Source organism: Rhodopseudomonas sp. BR0M22, assembly GCF_010907035.1.
Lineage (GTDB): Bacteria > Pseudomonadota > Alphaproteobacteria > Rhizobiales > Xanthobacteraceae > Rhodopseudomonas.
In genome coordinates, this window is the sequence record NZ_QUMK01000048.1 from 1 (window position 1) to 19,171 (window position 19,171).

16 protein-coding genes are annotated in these 19,171 nt (G+C 65.3%); 8 read left to right on the plus strand and 8 right to left on the minus strand.

What is annotated here, in order from left to right; genetic code table 11:
• On the plus strand, nt 1–666 hold a 666-nt coding region (locus DY468_RS15960; RefSeq protein ID WP_164605785.1), incomplete at its 5' end, for a glycoside hydrolase family 5 protein.
• A 15-nt stretch (nt 667–681) separates the two neighbouring features.
• Here DY468_RS15960 and DY468_RS15965 read toward each other — a convergent pair.
• The 3 genes from DY468_RS15965 to DY468_RS15975 all read right to left on the minus strand — a co-directional run bounded on the left by DY468_RS15965 (nt 682) and on the right by DY468_RS15975 (nt 4,141).
• Nucleotides 682–1,602 carry a WecB/TagA/CpsF family glycosyltransferase gene (locus DY468_RS15965; RefSeq protein ID WP_164605786.1) on the minus strand — a complete coding sequence of 307 codons (921 nt, stop codon included), beginning with the start codon at nt 1,600–1,602 and terminating at the stop codon, nt 682–684.
• Nucleotides 1,603–1,861: 259 nt separating this feature from the next.
• A complete protein-coding gene (galE, locus tag DY468_RS15970; protein ID WP_164605787.1) occupies nt 1,862–2,845 on the minus strand; it encodes a UDP-glucose 4-epimerase GalE in 984 nt (327 codons plus the stop codon).
• A gap of 36 nt (nt 2,846–2,881) precedes the next feature.
• Nucleotides 2,882–4,141 (minus strand): O-antigen ligase family protein, encoded by a 1,260-nt coding sequence (locus tag DY468_RS15975; RefSeq protein WP_164605788.1) that lies wholly within the window; start codon nt 4,139–4,141, stop codon nt 2,882–2,884.
• 266 nt (nt 4,142–4,407) lie between these two features.
• On the opposite strand from DY468_RS15975, the gene DY468_RS15980 reads away from it, so the two are divergent.
• Both DY468_RS15980 and DY468_RS15985 read left to right on the plus strand, forming a co-directional pair.
• Nucleotides 4,408–5,403, plus strand: a complete 996-nt coding sequence (locus DY468_RS15980) for a Bug family tripartite tricarboxylate transporter substrate binding protein (protein ID WP_246701001.1) — start codon at nt 4,408–4,410, stop codon at nt 5,401–5,403.
• Nucleotides 5,404–5,523: 120 nt separating this feature from the next.
• Complete coding sequence (locus tag DY468_RS15985; RefSeq protein ID WP_164605790.1) at nt 5,524–6,489, plus strand: S1C family serine protease; 966 nt, start codon at nt 5,524–5,526, stop codon at nt 6,487–6,489.
• A gap of 191 nt (nt 6,490–6,680) precedes the next feature.
• On the opposite strand, the gene DY468_RS15990 is transcribed toward DY468_RS15985, so the two are convergent.
• The 4 genes from DY468_RS15990 to DY468_RS16005 all read right to left on the minus strand — a co-directional run bounded on the left by DY468_RS15990 (nt 6,681) and on the right by DY468_RS16005 (nt 11,413).
• Nucleotides 6,681–7,781, minus strand: a complete 1,101-nt coding sequence (locus DY468_RS15990; protein ID WP_164605791.1) for a BMP family ABC transporter substrate-binding protein — start codon at nt 7,779–7,781, stop codon at nt 6,681–6,683.
• A gap of 84 nt (nt 7,782–7,865) precedes the next feature.
• On the minus strand, nt 7,866–8,783 hold the full coding sequence (locus tag DY468_RS15995; protein ID WP_164605792.1) for an ABC transporter permease: 918 nt from the start codon (nt 8,781–8,783) through the stop codon (nt 7,866–7,868).
• Nucleotides 8,770–9,861 (minus strand): ABC transporter permease, encoded by a 1,092-nt coding sequence (locus tag DY468_RS16000; RefSeq protein ID WP_164605793.1) that lies wholly within the window; start codon nt 9,859–9,861, stop codon nt 8,770–8,772. Before DY468_RS16000 ends, DY468_RS15995 begins: the two co-directional genes overlap by 14 nt.
• Entirely contained in the window at nt 9,845–11,413 is a 1,569-nt protein-coding gene (locus DY468_RS16005) for an ABC transporter ATP-binding protein (protein WP_164605794.1), read from the minus strand. Before DY468_RS16005 ends, DY468_RS16000 begins: the two co-directional genes overlap by 17 nt.
• Nucleotides 11,414–11,571: 158 nt before the next feature.
• On the opposite strand from DY468_RS16005, the gene DY468_RS16010 reads away from it, so the two are divergent.
• The 5 genes from DY468_RS16010 to DY468_RS16030 all read left to right on the plus strand — a co-directional run bounded on the left by DY468_RS16010 (nt 11,572) and on the right by DY468_RS16030 (nt 16,832).
• Nucleotides 11,572–11,856 carry a hypothetical protein gene (locus tag DY468_RS16010; protein ID WP_164605795.1) on the plus strand — a complete coding sequence of 95 codons (285 nt, stop codon included), beginning with the start codon at nt 11,572–11,574 and terminating at the stop codon, nt 11,854–11,856.
• Nucleotides 11,857–11,967: 111 nt separating this feature from the next.
• The gene (locus DY468_RS16015) at nt 11,968–12,456 is read left to right on the plus strand and encodes a hypothetical protein (RefSeq protein WP_164605796.1); all 489 of its coding nucleotides are present in this window, start codon (nt 11,968–11,970) and stop codon (nt 12,454–12,456) included.
• A 208-nt stretch (nt 12,457–12,664) separates the two neighbouring features.
• The gene (locus DY468_RS16020) at nt 12,665–14,212 is read left to right on the plus strand and encodes a Do family serine endopeptidase (protein ID WP_164605797.1); all 1,548 of its coding nucleotides are present in this window, start codon (nt 12,665–12,667) and stop codon (nt 14,210–14,212) included.
• A 168-nt stretch (nt 14,213–14,380) separates the two neighbouring features.
• A complete protein-coding gene (locus tag DY468_RS16025) occupies nt 14,381–15,436 on the plus strand; it encodes an SDR family oxidoreductase (RefSeq protein ID WP_164605798.1) in 1,056 nt (351 codons plus the stop codon).
• 91 nt (nt 15,437–15,527) lie between these two features.
• Complete coding sequence (locus DY468_RS16030; protein ID WP_164605799.1) at nt 15,528–16,832, plus strand: DUF2254 domain-containing protein; 1,305 nt, start codon at nt 15,528–15,530, stop codon at nt 16,830–16,832.
• Here DY468_RS16030 and DY468_RS16035 read toward each other — a convergent pair.
• The gene (locus DY468_RS16035) at nt 16,829–19,051 is read right to left on the minus strand and encodes an alpha,alpha-trehalose-phosphate synthase (UDP-forming) (protein ID WP_164605800.1); all 2,223 of its coding nucleotides are present in this window, start codon (nt 19,049–19,051) and stop codon (nt 16,829–16,831) included. The genes DY468_RS16030 and DY468_RS16035 overlap by 4 nt on opposite strands.
• Nucleotides 19,052–19,171 lie beyond the last annotated feature (120 nt).

A 19,171-nucleotide genomic window follows, 5' to 3' on the forward strand; every position in this document is an offset into this window, starting at 1 on the left:
CCGGGCGAGGGAGGGTTGGCCGAACTGCTGAACGAGCCGGATATCCCGCCTGACCGTTGGCAGCGTGAGGCCGAACAACTCGCCGCATTCGTGCGCGGACAATTGCCGCAGACCACGCTGATCGTCGGGCCGACCTATTGGCAACGCGCCGACTCGCTGCCGCAGTTCCGGCCGCTCGCCGACCGCAACGTGGTCTATGCGTTGCACTTCTACGATCCGATGGTGTTCACGCATCAAGGCCATTGGGATCCGGCCAATCCACTCAGTGGGATTCACGATCTTCCGTTCCCGATCGGGGCCGATGATCCGGCCGTGCGGCGGTTGCGCGCAGAGCTGACCGCGAATGGCGATGCCGAGGCGCTGCAGGAGCTCGACAGGGGGATCGGGCAAGCCGGATCGCCGAACTATGTGGCGCGTCAGCTTGTTCCGGCGGTGGCGTGGCAGGAGCGCTATGCGCGGCCGTTGATCATCAACGAGTTCGGCGTGTTCAAACAGTCGGCGCCGCGCGACAGCCGGCTGCGCTGGCTGGAATCGGTGGTCGATTCGGCCGAAGCCAGTTGTTGGGGGTGGACCTATTGGGAGCTCGACCAGGGCTTCGGTCTGACCGATTCACGTACCGGCCGTCTCGATGCCGGGGTGATCGATGCACTGATGCATCCGCGCTGATCGGAAAGGGAGGTCTCAGCGCGACCGTGTCAGCAGCAGATACATCGCGTAGGGATTGGTCTTCAGATAGCGCACGCCGAGCCGCCGCGGCTCCAGTGCCATCCGCCACAGCCATTCCATGCCGAGGTTCTGCATCCATTGCGGGGCGCGCGGCTTAGAGCCCGACAGGAAGTCGAAAAGCCCGCCGGAGGTCTTGATCACGCCCACCGTGGTCAGGCGGTGGCGGTTGCGGACGACGAACGCCTGTTCGCGCGGAACCCCCATCGACACCCACATGATGTCCGGCGCCAGAGCCGCGATCTCGCCGCATACCGCGATTTCCTCGGCCTCATCGGCAAAATAGCCGTGCCGACGTCCGACCAGGCGCAGCCCGGGATAGCGGCGCTGCATGCGCTCGACCGCGAGGCGGTTGGAATCTTCGCTGGCGCCCAGCATGTACATGGTGGCGCCGCGCTTGCTGGCTTCGCGTGCGACATCATGGAACAGATCCGTGGTGGCCACGCGTTCGGGCAGCGACTGTCCGCAGCGGAAACGCGACACGAACACCAGCGGCATGCCATCGGCGTGAATCGCGTCAGCCTGCATCACCAACTCGCGCTCGGCTGGATCGACCGCGCAGCGATACGTCACTTCGCCGTTCGCGGAGGTCATATAGGCCGGGTAACGCCACAATCCGCGCCGCTGCAGCGCTTCGTCGACCATCACTCGCGCGGTCTCGGTCTGGTCGGCGACGACGATCGGCAGGCCACCGAGCAACACCCGAGGCCATTGAGCGAACCGTTTGCGCCGACGGTCGCCGGAGACCCGGCGTTCGCCATGCGGCAGGTTCTGGTCGAACGGAACCGAGAACGCAGCCTTCCTGCGATCCGACTTGCGCCGATCGGCGCCGGTCGCCGTCGCAGCCGGCTTGTCGCTGCCATCTTGCGCGCTCGACATCAGAGTTCCTCGCGACCCCCATGGGTCGATCGACTTTGCGGCAGAACAATCGATTATTCGATCGGTCGAAGCAACCTTCCGCGAACCGTCTCCGCGCAACAAGGTAAAGTGGTTAAAGTGGCATCACTGCGGGCGCAGAAAGACCGCGGCTTGTGTCCTGGAAATGTCCTGCAACTCGACATGTGTACTGCAAAACCACACCGTTGTGCCGATTTGGTGCGGTGTGCGGGGCCGGGACTGTGCCGCGGAAGGTGCTCAGTCAGCCCAGCCGGCGCTCCCATGCCAGCGCGTCGCGAACGATAGTTTCGAGATTGTCGTAGCGTGGCGTCCAATTCAACTGGTTGCGGGCCCGCTGATTGGCAGCGATCAGCGCCGCAGGATCGCCGGCGCGGCGATCTCGCGTCCGGGTTTCGAAGTCGACACCTGATACCCGCTTCACCACCTCGATCACGTCGAGCACCGAGTAACCGTTCTCGTAGCCGATGTTGCAGGTGATGCTCGGCTGCCCGGCGCGCAGATACTGAAGCGCGTCGAGATGCGCCTGCGCCAGGTCGGACACATGGACGTAGTCGCGGATGCAGGAGCCGTCGGGAGTCGGATAGTCGGTGCCGTAAACGTCGAGCCCCGGTCGTTTGCCGAGTGCCGCTTGTACCGCCACCTTAATCAGATGGGTCGCGTTCGGCGTCGATTGTCCGGTGCGGCCATGCGGATCGGCACCGGCGACATTGAAGTAGCGCAGCGCCGCGTAGCTGAACGGATGGGCCTGGGCGATGTCGGCCAACATCCATTCGACCATCAGTTTCGAGCGGCCGTAAGGGTTGATCGGCCTGGTCGGGTCGTCCTCGTCGGCCGGGGTGCGTTCGGCCTCTCCATACACCGCCGCGGTCGACGAGAACACCAGATGCGGCACGCCGCGTTGGATGGCGCATTCGAGCAGCGTGCGCGTATTGGCAGTATTGTTGCCGTAATAGGCGAGCGGCTTGGCGATCGATTCCGGCACCACGACGCTGGCCGCGAAGTGGATGATCGCCTCGATCGGATGCGCGTCCATGATCCGGCCGACGAACTCGGCGTCGCCGACATTGCCCTCGAACAGCGGCACGCCGGCAGGCACCACGGCGCGCGAGCCGGTGGAGAGGTTGTCGATCACCAGCGGGCGTTCGCCGGCTTCGAGCAGCGCCAAGGTCATGTGGCTGCCGATATAGCCGGCGCCGCCGGTGACGAGGATATGGCGTTTGTCCATGCGGCGTCCATTCGATCTTGCCGGGCGGTCCGGCGGTCAGCTCGGGGTTGGGGCGTCCGGCCCGCGATTACGCAGCCGTGTGCTGGCGATCGCCAGGCTCCAGGTCAGGCCGAGCAGCATGAAATAGTGCCGCCAGTGGTCGGTGTCGATGATGAAGCTCTCCAGCAGCGTCACCACCATGGCGGTGACCACCACGATCGTGATCCGCTGCCATGGCGTGCGCAAGAATACGTTACGCAGTCCGTAAGCTGCGGTGACGAACACCAGGGCCGGATACAGCGTGCCGCTGATCCATCCGCCGGACATGAAGGCGTTGAGAAACGAATTGTGGGTGTCTTCCGGGAAGAACCGGCGGAATTGCAGCGGTCCGATCCCGGTCGGATAATCCAGCGCCATCGCGGCGCCGAGCAGGTGCCGGCCGAACCGTCCAAACCGGCCACTGTCGTAGGGCTGTGACAGGCTGGCGCGCTGCTTGAACAGCGCGTCGATCTGGTCGAACGACAACAGCACAGCGATCGTCGCCCCGAGCACACCGAGCGCGAGGGCGGCGAGAAGGACGATCCGCAGCCGGCGATGCTGGGTCGGTGCGGTGATGAACATCAACGCCACGGTGAGCAGCGAGGCGCCCGCCAGCATGCCCCAGGCGGCGCGCGAAAAGGCCAGAAAGATCGCCAGCGAGATGATGCCGAACGCGACGCCGTTGCGCATCATCGTCCAGAACGAGCCTTCGATCGCCCGCTGTAGGCTGTAGATCGCCGGAAAGATCAGGAACGCGCCGAGCACGTTCGGATCCTTGAAGGTGCCGCGGGCACGGCCGGCGAAGGTCAGCAGATCCTGGCCGCCCGGCAGCAGATTGAAGTAACCGGCGATGCCGGCGAGCGATGCGATGATTCCGCCCACCAGGTAGCCATGGGCGATTGCCTCGGCGCGTTCCCGCGTGTCTTCCAGGCACACCATGGCAAAGAACACGGCGGTCACCGCCATGTACCAGGATGTCAGGATCCAGTTCAGGACGATCGGATCGCTCATCAGTTCGACCGCACCGATGCTGTAGCCGAGCTCGATTCCGAGCAGCAGGCCGATCGGCACGATCAGCGCCGGAGCCATCCGCAATCCGCCGGTAACGGCGAACACCGTCAGCGCCAGCACGATGGCGATTTCATAGGGGCTCGGCTCGATGAAGACGATCGCGCCGCTGGCGCCGACCAGCCACAAAAGGCCGAGCTGCAGCGCCTTCAGGCGCGGGGCATTGGCGGATCGGGAGGCGACGCGCGGCGCAAAGGCGAAATCGGTCATCAGGTTCAGCCTTGGGTCGCGCTCGGCCCGGCAAGGTTTCGTTAACCTTTGCAGGCGGCGCGGCCCGCGGTGCCGGCGGCACGCATCGGGCGCGGTCGGTGCTCGACCGCGAGTATGAAGCGTCGCAATTAACGACAACTTATCGGACATCGCGACGTGATGTGATCGCCGTTCGCGGGCCTTTACCACGATCGCGTGTCACGCATGCGCGAACATGCCGCTGTGCGCTATCGAAGATCGCAACAGCACGGGCGATGGAGTTTGCGATGACGATCAGCAGAAGGGCGTTGTTTGGTTCGGCCGCCGGGGCGGTGATCTGCACAGCCGGCGCGCGGTTCGTGACGCCGGCCGTTGCGGAAGCGGCGGCGTATCCGGCGCGTCCGGTCAAATGGATCGTGCCCTACGCGGCCGGCGGTGCGACTGACGTGCTGTCGCGGCTGATCTGTCAGTATCTGTCGGAAAAGCTCGGCCAGAGCTTCGTCGTCGAGAACAAGCCCGGCGCCGGCAGCACCATCGGCACCCAGGCCGTGATCAACTCGCCGCCCGATGGTTACACGCTGCTGCTCACCAGCACGGCGAATGCGATCAACGCTTCGTTCGATCGCACGCTGCCGTTCGATTTCGCCAAGAGCATCACGCCGGTCGCGGGCGTCGCCCGGATCCCGCTGGTGCTGGTGATCAACAACGACATTCCGGCGACCAACGTCGCCGAGTTCATCGCCTATGCCAAGGCACATCCGGGCAAGATCAGCGTCGGCTCGTCCGGCGTCGGCACTTCGCTGCATCTGTCGGGAGAGCTGTTCAAGTCGATGGCCGGAATCGAGATGGTGCATGTGCCGTATCGCGGCTCCGCCCCGGGGCTGACCGATCTGATGAGCGGTCAGATCCAGGCGATGTTCGACAACGTCACCTCGTCGTTCGCGCTGGCGCAGGCCGGCAAGATCCGCGCCCTCGGCGTCACCAGCCGCGAGCGCTCGGCTGTGCTGCCGCAGGTCCCGCCGATTGCCGATACGCTTCCCGGCTACGAGACCAGTTCGTTCTATGGTGTCGGCGCGCCGCACGGTACGCCGCAGCCGGTCGTGGATCTGCTCAATCGCGAGATCAACGCCGCGCTGGACGAGCCGACGATCAAGCAGCGGATCGCCGATCTCGGCGCCATCCCGCTGCACGGCGACGCCAAGCAATTCGGCGCAATGTTGGCGGCGGAGACCGAAAGCTGGCGCAGGATCGTCGAAGGGGCGGGCGTCCACAAGGAGGGATGAGCCCTACCGGTCGGCGTTCTCCACCGCGCAGCCTGCGGCGAGGTGCCGCCGGCTTGCAAATCGTGCCTGAGGCCCCGATATTTCCGGTTGCACGCGGTGTTGCGCAACAGGAGACGCCGGATGCCTTCGCTCCCCGAATGGAATGTCCCGGCCGCAATCCGGCCGCGTTCGGCCGACTTCGGCTTTGATCTCGATCGCGCGCTGTCCGCTGTGGTCGGGCTGCATGCCATCATTCCGGCCGATGCTTACACGGCCGGCACGCTCGGCACCGAGCGCGCCGGCAACGGCGTGCTGATCGACGATGGCCTGGTGCTGACGATCGGCTATCTGATCACCGAAGCCGAAACGGTGTGGCTGCATCTCGGCGATGGCCGCGTCGTCGAAGGCCATGCACTCGGCTTCGATCAGGAGAGCGGTTTCGGTCTGGTGCAGGCACTCGGTCCGATCGACCTGCCGCCGCTCACGCTCGGCCGCTCTGCCTTCGCTAAAGCGGGCGAGCGCGTGATTATCGGCGGCGTCGGCGGTCGCACCCGCTCGGTCGCCGGCCGCATCGCGACGCGGCAGGAATTCGCCGGCTATTGGGAATACCTGCTCGACGATGCGATTTTCACGGAGCCGTCGCATCCGAATTGGGGCGGCACCGCGCTGTTGTCGGCGACCGGCGAACTGATCGGCGTCGGCTCGCTGCAGATCGAGCGCAGCGGCTCGAACGATCATTACAATATGAGTGTGCCGATCGATCTGCTGCCGCCGGTGCTCGACGATCTCCGCAAGTTCGGTCGGCCCAACAGGCCGGCGCGGCCGTGGCTCGGGCTGTATTCGACCGAGATCGAGGACAAGGTCGTGGTCGTCGGAATTGCCCCGAAAGGTCCGGCGGCGCGCGCCGAACTGAAGACCGGCGATGTCGTTCTTGCGGTCGCTGGCGATAAGGTGAGGAACGAAGCCGAATTTTATCGCAAGGTCTGGTCGCTCGGCGATGCCGGGGTCGAGGTGCCGCTGACGTTGTTCAGCGGCGGCGCCACCTTCGACGTTGTGCTGCATTCCTCCGACCGCGCCAAATTTCTCAAGGCGCCGCGGCTGCATTGAGTAAGCCGACCGACTCGATAGGGGGCGTGTCGACCCTCCTGCGCCGTCATTGCCGGGCTTGACCCGGCAGCCCATCGTGTTGAAGCGAGTCAGGCGCTTTCGCGCGGGATGGATACGCGGGGGGCAAGCCCGCGTATGCCGTCAGTATCGGGGAGAGGCGCCGCTCTCCTCGCCGGCGTTGAGTATCTGACTCACTTCCCCGGGATCTTGTCGTCGATGCCTTTGACGTAGAAGTTCATGCCGCGGATCTGGCCGTCGTCGAGGTGATCGCCGCCTTTGCATTCGACCTCTTTACCCTCCTGATCGAGGATCGGGCAGGCGAACGGCTTGATGGTGCCGGCGCTGATGCCGGCTTCGGTATCGGCGGCGAGCTGCTTCACGTCGTCCGGCATGTTGGTGTAGGGCGCCATCTCGATCATCTTGTCCTTCAGGCCTTCCCAGACATCCTGCGACGCCCAATTGCCGTCCATCACTGCCTTGACGCGTGAGACGTAGTACGGCGTCCAATTGTTGACGATGGCGGTGAGCTGCGCCTTCGGGCCGAACTTGATCATGTCGGAATCCTGGCCGAAGGCGTGGATGCCGCGCTCGTTGGCGATCTGCATCGCCGCGGCGCTGTCGGTGTGCTGCATGATCACATCGGCGCCCTGGTCGATCAGCGCCTTTGCGGCGTCGGCTTCCTTGCCGGGATTGAACCAGGAGTTCACCCAGACGATCTTGATCTTGATGTTCGGGTTGATCTTCTGCGCCGCCAGCATGGTGGCGTTGATGCCGGAGATCACTTCGGGCACGGGGAACGAGCCGATATAGCCGATCACGCCCTTCTTGGAGATCTTCGCCGCGATGGTGCCCTCGATGGTGCGGCCTTCGTAGAACCGGCCCGCATAGGTCGAGACGTTGGGTTCGCGCTTGTAGCCGGTGGCGTGTTCGAACTTCACGGTCGGATACTTCTTGGCGACCTTGATCACCGAATCCATGTAGCCGAACGAGGTGGCGAAGATCAGCTTGTTGCCGGCGCGGGCGAGCTGTTCGATCGAGCGCTCGGCGTCCGGTCCTTCGCTGACCTTCTCGAGGAAGGTCGTCTCGACCTTGTCGCCGAATTCCTTGACGATCGCCTGGCGCGCTTGATCGTGCTGATACGACCAGCCGAAGTCGCCGACCGGTCCGACATAGACGAAGCCGATCTTCAGCTTGTCCGGCTTGGTCTCCGGCTTGTCCTGGGCGTTGGCCGCCGACAGTGCCGCGCAGCTCGCCGTCAGTATCAGCGCCGCCGCCATGATCGCCTTGTTCATCCGATTCTCCGCTTCGTCGTTCAGGGATCGTCCTGGTCGCGGGGCCCGCGCCCCCCGCCGCGCGACTCCCGACTTGGATCTGGTTCAGCGCTCCGGCACGAAGGTGGTTCCGAGCGCCGCCGGCGCCACCGACCCACCGCGGCGGATGCGCGAGATCAGCACCAACACCACCACCGTGGCAAGATAGGGCAAAGCCGACATCAATTGCGACGGCACGCCAAGGCCGAACGCCTGGGCGTGCAATTGCAGGATCGAGACTGCGCCGAACAGTGCCGCGCCGGCGACCAGTCGGCCCGGCCGCCACGAGGCGAACACCACCAGCGCCAGCGCGATCCAGCCGCGGCCTGCGGTCATCCCCGGCGCGTAGAACGGCGTGTAGGCCAGCGTCAGATAGGCGCCGGCGAGGCCGGCACAGCCGCCGCCAAACAGCACCGCCAGCGTCCGGACCGCTGCCACGTTGTAACCGAGCGCATGCGCCGAGGCCGGATCGTCACCGACCGCGCGCAGGATCAGACCGGTTCGGGTGCGGGCGAGCACGTAGGCGATTCCGACCATCAGTCCGATCGCCAGGTAGACGAACGCATCCTGCCCGAACAGCAGCTTGCCGATCAGCGGCAGGTCGGTGAGCCCTGGCAGCCACAGATGCGGCGCGGCGGCGATGTTCTCGCCGACCAGCGGCGCCCCGATCAGGCCGGCCAGACCGGTGCCGAGGATCGTCAGCGCAAGGCCGGCCGCGACCTGATTGATGGCGAGTCCGATCGCGGCGAGCGCGAACAGCGCCGCCAGCGCGACGCCGGCCACGATCCCGCACAGTGCGCCGATCGCGGTCGAGCCGGTCGCCCAGGCGCCGGCGAAGCCGCAAACCGCGCCGATCAGCATCATGCCTTCGACACCCAGATTGAGCACCCCGGCGCGCTCGGCGATCAGCTCGCCGCTCGCCGCCAGCAGCAGCGGCGTCGAGGCGGTGATGATCGACAGCAGGATGGCTTCAAAGAGGCCCATGCAAGGCCTTTCGTTGCAGACTGCGCCAGCGGATCCGGTACAGAATCAGCGAGTCGCAGGCGAGCACGTAGAACAGCAGGATGCCCTGGATCACACCGGTCATGTCCTGCGGCAGTTTCAGCGCAATCTGCGCCTGCTCGCCGCCGATGAAAGTCATCGCCACGAACAGCCCGCTGGCAAGGATGCCGAGCGGATTGAGCCGGCCGAGGAACGCCACGATGATCGCGGTGAAGCCGTAGCCCGGCGAGATGTCCGGCTGCAGGTGTCCGATCGGTCCGGCGACCTCGATGAGGCCGGCGAGGCCGGCCAGCGCGCCGGAGATTGCGAAGGTCGTCAACACCAGACGATCGGCATTGAAGCCGGCGAACCGTGCTGCGCGGGGGGCGGTACCGACCACCCGGATCTCGAAACCCTTCAGCGTCCGCCCGAGCAGGATCGCCGCTGCGGCGACCGCAACCAGAGTCAGGATCAGGCCGGCATGGACGCGGCTGCCGGCGATCAGCAGCGGCAGTGTCGCGGCGGAATCGAATTCGGCTGTGGTCGGAAAGTTGAAGCCGGCCGGATCGCGCCAGGGCCCGCGCACCAGATAGTCGAGCAGCAGGCCTGCGACGTAGACCAGCATCAGGCTGACCAGGATTTCGGAGGCGCCGAACTTCACTTTGCACAGCGCCGGAATCAGCGCGTAGGCGGCGCCGGCCAGCGCACCCGCCAGCAGCATGGCCGGCAGCAGCCATGGTCCGGGATCGGCGCCATGCGTCATCACCGCGAGGCCGCTGCCGGCGATCGCGCCGATCAGCAACTGGCCCTCGGCGCCGATGTTCCAGGCGTTGGCTCGGTAGCACAGCGCCAGCCCCACCGCGATCATCACCAGCGGCGAAGCCTTCACGGCAATTTCCTGTAGCGAATAACCGTCGGTCAATGGCGTAATGAAATACACCGCCAGTGCGGTCGCCGGATTCTGGCCGAGCGCTGCGAACACCACTGTCATCGTCACCAGCGTCAGCGCGATCGCCAACAGCGGCGAGGCCAGCGCGATCGCTACCGATCGCTCGCTGCGCCTCTCAAGCACCAGCGCCATCGCGCGCCTCCGTGGTCTGCCAGCCGCTGCCGCCCATCAGTAGCCCGAGCTGATCGCGGCCGATCTCGCTGACGGGACGCGGCGGCGACAGCCGGCCGTGAAACATCACGGCGATCCGGTCTGCGATCTCGATCAGTTCGTCGAGATCCTGACTGATCACCAGCACCGCCGCGCCCGTCGCTGAAAGGTCGAGCAGGGCCTGGCGGATCGCGCCGGCGGCGCCGGCATCGAGTCCCCAGCTCGGCTGGTCGACGATCAGCAGCCCGGGCTCCCGCAGGATTTCGCGGCCGACGATGAATTTCTGCAGATTGCCGCCGGACAAACGCGCCGCCTCCGGGTCACGCTTGGCTTTGCGAACGTCGAAGGTTTCGGTCACCCGATCGACCAACGCCAGCGTGGCGCCGCGGTCGACCAGGCCGAAGCGCACCAGACTGCCGGTGCCGTGGCCGGTGAGCAGTGCGTTGTCCGACAGGCTCATCGTCGGCACCGTGGCGTGGCCGAGGCGCTGCTCCGGCACGAACGCGGCGCCGAGCTCCCGCCGCTGATTGATCGTCAGCCCGCCAGCAGCCGTTCCGCCGATGGCGATTGCCTCCTCGCGGTCGATCACTGTCTCGCCGGACAGCGCCGCGAACAGCTCGTCCTGCCCGTTGCCGGCAACGCCGGCGATGCCGACGATTTCGCCGCTCCGCACCTGGAGTGTGATGTCGCGCAGCGTCACGCCGTGCGGATCGTCCGGCGGTAGCGTCAGTGCTGTGACGCTGAGTCTCGGCTCCCCGATCGTGTGAATCGATTGCTTTGGTGCGATCACGTCGCTGCCGACCATCATGCGCGCCAACGTGGCGGTGCTTTCCAGGCGCGGATCGCAGCGTCCGACAACGCGGCCTCCGCGCAGGATGGTGGCGGTGCCGGCGAGGCGCCTCACCTCCTCCAGCTTGTGCGAGATGTAGAGCAGCGCCCTTCCATCGGCCCGGAGCTGCTCCAGCACCTCGAACAGCCGGTCGGCTTCGGCCGGCGTCAGCACCGCGGTCGGCTCGTCGAGGATCAGAAGCTGCGGATCCTGCAGCAGCGCGCGGACGATCTCGATCCGTTGCCGCTCGCCGACCGACAGCCGCCACACCTCGCGCTTGGGATCGAGCGGCAGGCCGTAGCGCTGTGCGACTCGCTCGAGCTCATCGGAGAGCTTGCGAACCGATGCGCGGGCATCGAGTCCGAGAGCGACGTTCTCCGCGACCGTGAGATTGTCGAACAGGGCGAAGTGCTGCGACACCGCGGCGATGCCGCGCATCCGGGCTTCGGCGGGGCCCGCGAATGCGACGGGTGCGCCCCGCCACATCATCTGCCCGTCGTCGGGTTGCAACAGCCCGGTGATCAGCTTCACCAGCGTCGATTTGCCGGCGCCGTTCTCGCCGAGCAGCGCGTGGATCTCGCCGCCGGCGAGGTCGAGATCGATCGCGTCGTTGGCGGTGAAGCTGCCGAATCGTTTGGTCAGCCCGCGGCCCAGGAACAGCGGGGGTGACGGCTCAGTCTGGCCGGGGTCAGAAGGGGGAGCCATTCACCATCACATCGGCAGCGGGTAATTTCGTAAAGGTATCTGGCCGGGCGAGGACACCCAGGCACCAATGTTGTAGTGGAAATTTGCTGCGACGGCGATCCGTCATCCGTTCGTCGACTGCACCTCTTAGGTCGTATTCTCTACCTTGGAAGACAATGATGGCCGTTCGTTTGATCCTTGCATGGGTGCTGCTCGTTGCCGTTACCGGGTGGGGAGCCTGGTTCGTCGCGCGCGCATCGCGGCGGGCGCTGTGTCTCAGGGTTGCGATCGCCGCGCTTGCTCTGATCGGATTCGCCGCCTCGTTCTGGATGTACGGCGATCATCTCGACAAGACGCTCGGCGCGGTGATCGGCTATTTTCTGTTGTGGGGTTCGGTGTTCGTGCTGTCCGGCGTGTGTGCCGGCGTGGTGGTCGGCACGTTGATTGCGCTGCTGGTGGGGTAGAGCGGCATCCCGCAGGCTGATGAAACCGATTGCCGCGGTGATCGTTATGCCAGACCCGAGCGGCAGGGCTTTGCGCCGCGTGCTGTCGTTCGCCCTTTTCGGAGACCCGTCATGATCGCTCGCCTTGCTGCTCCCATCTTCGCTGCCGGCTTTGCCGGTGCTCTGTTGATCGCTCCCACCCCGAGTTTCGCCGCGGGGGCGTTCGAGGGGCTGGCCGGCTACTGGGCTGGGTCTGGGCAGGTGCAAATGTCCGATGGTTCTGCCGAGCGGATTCGGTGTCAGGCATCCTATGCGGTCGGCGGCGGCGGACGGCTGATGCAGCAGAAGCTGACCTGCGCCAGCGACAGCCACAAGTTCGACATCTCGAGCAACGTCGAAGAATCCGGTGGTCGCCTGTCTGGCACCTGGAGCGAATCCACACGCAACGTGACCGGAAACGTCTCTGGCACGGTGCGGGGCGGCGGCATTTCGGCCCAAGTGGCGGGGCCGGGATTCAATGCGTCGTTGTCGGTCTCGACCCGCGGCGCGTCGCAATCGGTGACGATCGTGCCGCAAGGCAGCGACGTCCGGCAGATTTCGGTGTCGATGAAGCGGCGCTGATACACGCAAGACGGCGCGTACCAATGCATGCGCCGTCTGTTCCCTCCTGCCCCCATTCCAATTTACTGCAGCGAGCGGATCTGCCGCTCGCGGTCGCGTGATAGCATCTTGCCGAACATTAATATCCGGCACAGCTCCCCGTAAGGTCGCCTTCCTATACTTGGTCTCATCGTTTGACGCTCACGACAGAGCAAATGGAGACCATGTCATGGAAGGCGATCACACCGACCACGTATCTGTTCAAGACCAAGCTCGTATCCGGAAAGTGTTGAGGCCACGGCGGCTTTCGCTGATGGCCTCCGCTGCGGGATTGAGCATGGTGGTTGCACTCGGCGGTGCCGGATTTCTCAGCCGCGAGATGCCGTCTCTGACCTCTCCGGCCTATGCGGCCGAGAGCGGCAACCCGGCGCCGGCCGGCTTCGGTGATCTGGTCGCCAAGGTGAAACCGGCGGTGATTTCGGTGCGGGTCAAGATCGACGAGGATCGACAGGTGACGCCGCTGGTGCGCGACGACGGCGAGCAGATGCAGATGCCGCCTGGCTTCCAGCAGTTCGAGCGTCAGTTCGGCTTCCGCGGCCCTGAAGGCATGCAGAAGCGGCATCAGACGATCACCGGCGAGGGCTCTGGCTTCTTCATCACCGCCGACGGCTACGCGGTCACCAACAATCACGTTGTCGATCATGCCAAATCGGTGCAGGTCACCACCGATGACGGCACCATCTACACCGCCAAGGTCGTCGGGACCGACCCCAAGACCGATCTGGCGTTGATCAAGGTTGATGGCAAGACCGATTTCCCGCACGTCAACTTCGCCGATGCGCCGGCGCGGGTCGGCGATTGGGTGGTGGCGGTCGGCAACCCGTTCGGTCTCGGCGGTACGGTGACGGCCGGCATCGTCTCGGCGCGTGGCCGTGATATCGGCTCCGGCCCTTACGACGACTACGTCCAGATCGACGCGCCGATCAATAAGGGCAATTCCGGTGGCCCCGCGTTCGACACCAATGGCAACGTGATCGGTGTCAACACCGCGATCTACTCGCCATCGGGCGGCTCAGTCGGCATCGGCTTCGACATTCCGGCCGCCACGGCGAAACTCGTGGTGTCTCAGCTCAAGGACAAGGGCTACGTCACCCGCGGCTGGCTCGGCGTCCAGGTGCAGCCGGTCACTGCTGAAATCGCCGACAGCCTCGGCATGAAGCAGGCGCGCGGTGCGCTGGTCGACACTCCGCAGGAAGGCAGCCCCGCCGCAAAGGCCGGGATCAAAGCCGGAGATGTGATCGCGGCCGTCAATGGTCAGGAGGTCAAGGATTCCCGTGCGCTGGCGCGGACCATCAGCACGATGGCGCCGGGCTCCTCGGTCAAGCTCGACGTACTGCACAATGGTGAGTCCAAGACGATCGATCTGACGCTCGCCGAAATGCCGGGCGATCATCAGAAGGTCGCCGACAACAGCGGCGATCACGATGCCGGCCGCCCCTATCTCGGCTTGCGCGTCGCTCCTGCGAGCGAAGTCGACGGTGCCGGTCAGAAAGGTGTCGTCGTCACCGGCGTTGATCCCGACGGTCCGGCCGCCGACAAGGGTGTCAGCACCGGCGACGTGATCCTCGCGGTCGGAGGCAAGTCGGTGTCGAACACCGGCGATGTCCGCAGTGCGCTGCTCGCGGCCAGCAAGGACGGCAAGAAGACCGTGCTGATGCGGGTGAAGACCGCGGACTCGGCGGCACGTTTCGTCGCGGTGCCGATCGCCAAGAGCTGAACCGATCAGCTCATCACTTTCTGTCTGCAGCGAGGGACGGCTCTGCGCCGTCCCTCGTTTTGTGCATGGAGCCGTGTGACCGAGAATTCATCTTCTGTCCGGCAACTCGACCCCTCGTCGCTGCGTTGACGATCCGAACGTCTCAATCCGTTCAGCAAAGGGATCATCATGACCAATCGCGACCTCATTGAAACCGTCGTGGTGACCGGCGCCAGCGCCGGGGTCGGCCGTGCCATCGCGGTGGAGTTCGGCAGCCGGGGCTGTCGGGTCGGGCTGATCGCGCGCGGGCGCGAGGGACTGGAAAGTACCTGCCGCGAGATCATGCGCCGCGGCGGAGAGGCGTTGGTGATCGAGGCCGACGTTGCCGATGCGGAGGCGATGATGACGGCAGCGGCGCGGGTCGAAGCCGAGCTCGGACCGATCGATCTGTGGGTCAACAACGCGATGGTCACGGTCTACGGCGCGAGTGTCGACGTGTCGCCGGAGGAATTCCTCCAGGTCACGCGTGTGAGTTATCTCGGCCAGGTCCACGGTACGCTGGCTGCGCTGCGCCACATGCGGCCGCGCAATCGCGGCGCCGTCATCTCGATCGGATCTGCGCTGGCTTATCGTTCGATCCCGTATCAGGCTCCGTACTGCGCCGCCAAGGCGGCGACGCGCGGTTTCATTGATTCGCTGCGAAGCGAGCTGGAAGCCGAAAGCAGCGAGATCACCCTCACAATGGTGCATCTGCCGGCGGTCAACACGCCGCAATTCGATTGGGCTCGCAACAAGTTCAACCGCAGGCCGGCACCGGTGGCGCCGATCTACCAACCCGAAGCCATCGCCGCAGCGGTCGTTCGCGCTGCCGAGCGCGCGCCGCGAGAATATTGGGTTGGCGCCTCGGCGGTCAAAGCGATCATTGGTCAGATCGTGATGCCTTCAGTGGTTGACCGGATGCTCGCCAAGGCGGGAATTGCCAACGAGACCAGCAACCAGCCGGACGATCCCAACCGGGCCGACAATCTGTTTGTCGCCGGTCGCGGCGATCCGGGCGCGCACGGCCGGTTCGACCGACAGTCTTTGTCGGCCGCGTTCCCGTTCAACCCAACCCTGCTACGCGCCGGAGTGGCCGTGGGGGCGGCTGCGGCCGGGCTTGCATTATTGGCCGCCGTCGCTCGGACCGAGCGGCGAGGTGGTCACCATCCGCGGGCACCTCGGCTGCTCTCGGCCAACGCACGCTGACGTACCGTTCCAAAACAGGAACTTTTATACTCGGCTCGGCTTTTGCTCCCGAGCCGGTCGCTTTCGGCCGGCTTCGATCTGAGGGGCCGGAGTGACAGCACGTCTGCGCAAATTGATCGATGATATTGCCGGCTCGTTCTGGGTCGTACCGGCACTGTTGGTGATTGCAGGCGTGGTCGGGGCTTGGGGATTGGTGGTCATCGACAGCAAGGGGCTGGTTCCCGAGTGGTCGAACGGCTGGCTCTACAATGGTGGTGCGACCGGTGCCCGCACGCTGCTCGGGGCGGTCGCGTCCTCGACCATCGGAGTGGCCGGCACGGTGTTCTCGATCACCATCGCGGCGTTGTCGCTCGCCGCTGGGCAGATGGGACCACGGCTGCTGCGCAACTTCACCCGTGACCGCGGGAATCAAATTACCCTCGGCATTTTCCTCGGCACGTTCTGCTACGTTCTGGTGGTGCTGCGCAGCGTTCGCGTGCCGGACGAGGGCGCCTTTATTCCGCATCTGGCGGTCAGCGTCGGCATCGCGCTCGCCTTCGTCTGCGTCGCCACGCTGGTGTATTTCGTCGGCCATGTGTCGGGGCGGATCAACGTCGACACGGTGATCGGTCTCGTCAGTGAGGACGTCCGCGACGTGATGCGCACGCTTGCGACCGACGACACCCAGCCCTCGGCGCCTGCGCCGGCGTTCTGGAACGGAGCAGTGCCGATCCCGGACGATCGTCGCGGCTATTTGCATCAGCTCGACGAGGAGGGACTGGCGAATTGGGCCAGTGAGAACGATACGGCCATCAGGATGCTGGTGCGACCGGGCGATTATGTGTTTCCAGGCGCGCCGATTGCGATGATCAAGCCGCCGCGCGAGGGCGCTGCCGAGGCGATCCGCAACGCCACTGCGCTGAGCCCGCAGCGAAACAGTTCGACCGATCTGTTGTTCGCCGTGCGCCAGCTCGTCGAGGTCAGCGTGCGTGCGCTCTCGCCCGGTATCAATGATCCGCATACCGCGATCAGTGTGCTCGACCGGCTCGGCTCGGCACTGTGCGAGATGGAGCCGCTTCGGCTGCAGACCGGTGTGTGGGTCAAGGACGACCGCATCGTTTTAGTCGTGCCGCATGTCCGATACGACGAACTGGTCGGCGCGATGTTTCACATGATCCGCCAGAACGCTGCGGGCAAACCGTCCGTTCTGATCCGGATGATCGAAGTCATGACCTGGGTGGTGAGCTGCGAGCGCGATCCGGCGCGGATGGAAGCGGTGCGCAAGCACGCCGACCTGGTGATGCGCGACGCCGAGCGGGACGTCGGTTCGCCGAGCGACCTCAACGACATTCGCGTTCGGCATGCCGCCTTCGTCGACACGATCGCCGAAGGGGCGGCGGGTCTTTCGAAGGCTTAGCGCGCTCCTCCTGCGAGATCCAGGATACGCTGGCGACGTCGGGAAGCCGCGGCATCGATCAGCATCCGCGCCGCCCAGCGATACACGTTCCATTCCCGGATCTGCTGGCGCATCGCCCGCATCCGCTCCTGCTGCTCGCGGTCGGGCATCCGCAGCGCGGTGTCGAGCGCGGTGGCCATCTCGTGCAGATGATACGGGTTGACGATCAGCGCCGCGGCAAGCTCGCGCGAGGCGCCGGTGAAACTCGACAGCACCAGCACGCCGCGCTCGTCGTCGCGTGCGGCGGCGAATTCCTTGGCCACCAGATTCATGCCGTCGTGCAGGCTGGAGACGACGCAGCAATCAGCAGCCCGGAACAGCTTGAACACTTCGGCCGCTCCGTGATGCCGGATCAGCAGCCGGATCGGCGTGTAGTCGGCCGAGCCGTGGCGGGTGTTGATCTCGTCGGCGAGCGCGACAGCGTCGTCCTGCAGCGACGAATAGCTCGACAGCTTGCTGCGGGTCGGCGCCGCGACCTGGACGAAAACCAGCTTGTCTTTCCAATACGGCTCGCGGGTGAGCAGATCGTCGACCGCGCGCATCCGATCCAGGATGCCCTTGGTGTAGTCGAACCGTTCGATGCCGACTGCGATCCGGGTTTCGGGCGCAAGGCCGAGCGCTTCGCGGACTTCGGTGCGGCAAGTCTCGACCGGCGGCTGGCCTTCGAGCGCAGCCGGCGGCCATTCGATTGAAATCGGATAGGCGCGCACCATGGTCTCGTGGCCGCCGAGCGTGACGGTGGCGTGCTCGCGATCGATCCGGCTCTCGATGAAACGGTCGACCGTCTCGAAGAAATTGTTGCAGTGGAATTGGGTGTGGAAGCCCAGAATGGTCGAGCCGAGCATGCCGTCGATGATCTGCTCCTTCCACGGACAGATGCTGAAGGTCTCGGCGTTCGGCCACGGAATGTGCCAGAACGTGATGATCGTCGCTTTCGGCAGCTTGTTGCGGATCATCCGCGGCGCCAGGGCGAAATGATAGTCCTGCACCAGCACGATCGGATCGTCGGTCTTGGCCTCCTGCACCACGGCATTGGCGAACCGCTCGTTGATCGCCTGATACAAGCGCCAGTCGTTCTCCCGGAAGGTGGGACGCACGAAGGCGATATGGCACAGCGGCCAGAGCCCCTCATTGGCGAAGCCGTAATAGAAACCTTCCTGCTCCTCGTCGGTGATCCAGATTCGGCGCAGGCTGTAAGCGGGGCGATCCGGCGGAACCTCGATCCGGTCGTGGCGGTCGACCGTCTGCCGATCGGCACTGCCGCTGCCGTGCGCGATCCAGGTGCCGCCGCAGGCGCGTATCACCGGCTCCAGCGCCGACACCAGACCGCTCGCCGGCACCTGCACCGATACGGTTTCGCCGTCGCGGTTGTGGATGTAGGGCTCGCGGTTGGAGACAATCAGCACTTCCGCTTCGGGCAGCGAGTCGCGCAGTAACTGCTGCAGCGTCGTCGGTGACCATTCGATCTGCGTCGCATTGATCGCGCTGCGGCCGACCTCGACCTCGCTGAGCAGCTTCTTGATCTGCAGATCGATCGCGCTCTGGTCGCGAGCCGCAGCGAGCGAGCCGGTGCCGGTGCGGACATCTTCGACGGCGCGGCGCAGCGATTCCATCCAGCCGCGCAGCGTCACGAGCACAAAGATGATCGCCCCGCCCGCCATGGCGACGGCGACGCCGAGCAGCGCCGCGATGATGAAGGCGCGCGCCTCGCCGGAGCGTTTGTCGATGAAGCTCAGATCGTGGAGAATGACCAGATAGGACTTCTCGTTGCCATGCGAGATCGGAAATGCGCCGACCATGATGCGATGGCCGTCGATCGCGATCGTCGAGAAGCTTTCGGCGTCCGAGCGTGCGACCTTCTCACAGGAGAACGTCGAGGGCATCATTTTGGTCGGTGCAATCAGCCGCCCTTGCGGCGCGCACAGGCCGACCGCCAGAATACGCTGATCGAGTGCGATGGCGCTGAACAATAGGGAGAGCTGCACGTCATCGTGCTCGGCCATCGCGGTGACGATCTGGGACTGCACCGCGTTGTAGACCAGCCGCGAGCGCGCCTCGACGTCGTTGCGTGACCATTGTTCGATCAGCCGCTTCGAGAACGGCGCGATCGCCAGCCCGAACATCACGGTCACGGCGATTCCGAGGCCGAGATATTTCAGGGCCGCTTTGGTGCGCTGCATCGGTGGCCGATCTCCCCTCGCGGTCCGCAGGCTGTTTACACCACTGGATTCGATGCGTCAGGCCGTTTCTGCACGGCGTGGGAAGCGCTCATTCGCGCCGTGGTCGACGAGAATCCTGGC